This is a genomic window from Kitasatospora putterlickiae, from assembly GCF_039527695.1.
In the GTDB taxonomy this organism is placed as follows: domain Bacteria; phylum Actinomycetota; class Actinomycetes; order Streptomycetales; family Streptomycetaceae; genus Kitasatospora; species Kitasatospora putterlickiae.
Window position 1 is genome coordinate 20,564 of sequence record NZ_BAAAKJ010000451.1, and the last position, 1,482, is coordinate 22,045.

Sequence of the window (1,482 nt, forward strand, 5' to 3'; positions counted from 1 at the left end):
GGGCCGTCAGCCCCGTCCCGCGCCCGCCGTCCTCACAGGCCCAGCCGGGCGGCCCGGGCGGCGGCCCGCTCCAGCAGCCGGTGGACGTCGGCCTGGCGGGTGGCGGGCCGGTCGTTGAACTCGTCCGGGGAGTTCACCGGGCGGCCGGTGGCGTGCAGCACCTCCATCAGCTGGACCCGGGCGGTGCTCACGGTGGCCGGGGTGCCGAACCCGTGGGCGAGCACCGCCGCCTGGGCGCCGAGCAGGCAGACCCGGCCGGCCGCGTCCCACATCGCCCCCTGCAGCCAGCCGTGCGCGGCGATGTAGCGGGAGGCGAGGCCGAGGTGCTCGGCGGCGCTGACCGGGGCGGGCCTGGGCGGGCGGCGCAGCGCCCGGTCGAGCAGGGTGACCCGGGGCGGCTGATGGCCGGCGTGCCAGGGCCGCGGCACCGAACCGTACGGGCAGACGTAGGACGCCGGGGTGCGCGCGGGGGCGGGCAGCGAGGCGAGGTACGCCTCGATCTCGCCGACCAGCCCCGCGGCGTCCGGGGCGGCCAGGGGGGCGATCAGGGCGGCGGGCGCCGGTCTCAGGGCGGTGCGGGGCATGCGGGTTCTCCAGGCGGAGCGGGTGCTTCCCGCGCGTTCTCGCGCGGTTCTCGCTACCCAAAATGGTGCATACCGGTCATCTCCGCGAGGGTGGCGGCGCGCCGGGAGCGCCGGGCCCGCACGGGGCGGCGGCGCCCGGACGGTTTCCCGGGGGGCCTTCGGGCCGATAGCCTCGGCGGCGTTCGAGAGCAGTTCGATGGCAGATGGCGTTCGAGACGATTCGAAGCCGTGAGCTGAGGAGTCCCCGTGCGCCCGCAGGACCGACTGGCCGTCATTCAGCGCTGCGTGGTCCGGGAGATGGCGCGGCTCGGGCAGGGCTTCACCGTCGACGGCGAGGTGGTGCGCGGCCCGGGGACGGTCGCGGTGGCCGTCCGGGAGCACCCCGGCGGCGAGGGCGCCGGGCACGTCGACCTCGGCTGGGCGATGGAGCTCGGCCGGGCGGACGCGCCGGTGGTGTGGGACTGCACGGCCGGCCTCGGCGAGACCGAGGAGGAGAAGCTCAACAACGCGGTGCGGATGTGGGCGACCACCACGGCGGCCGCGCTGGTCGAGCTGCGGGAGGGCCGCGGCGCGCACGCCGACCACGCCGACCACCCCGAACTGCCCGGCTGGCACGCCGTCCAGGGGCCGGCGGCGGTCTTCGGGTTCGGCAACGAGCGGCTGGCGGCCTGGCTGGCCGGGAACCGGGTGGTTCCGGCGCTGGCGCCCGCGCTGCTGCCGGCGCTGGCCGGGCCGGGCGCGCGGCGGCCGCACGGGGTGAAGCTGTTCCTCGGCGGGCGGTCGGGGGACGACGTGGCCGAGGTCAGGATCGACGGCGAGGTCGACGAGGCGGCGTCGGCGGCGCTGCGGGCGCTGGACTGGCCGCGCGGCGAGCGGCTGTGCTGGGCGCGGCTGTTCG

2 protein-coding genes are annotated in these 1,482 nt (G+C 78.0%); one reads left to right on the forward strand and one right to left on the reverse strand.

The window, feature by feature from the left end; translation table 11 throughout:
* Positions 1–32: 32 nt before the first annotated feature.
* A complete protein-coding gene (locus ABD308_RS36350; RefSeq protein ID WP_344344468.1) occupies positions 33–584 on the reverse strand; it encodes a DUF6197 family protein in 552 nt (183 codons plus the stop codon).
* A gap of 246 nt (positions 585–830) precedes the next feature.
* Here ABD308_RS36350 and ABD308_RS36355 point away from each other — a divergent pair.
* The coding region (locus ABD308_RS36355) for a DUF6348 family protein (protein ID WP_344344470.1) at positions 831–1,482 on the forward strand (652 nt) is incomplete at its 3' end.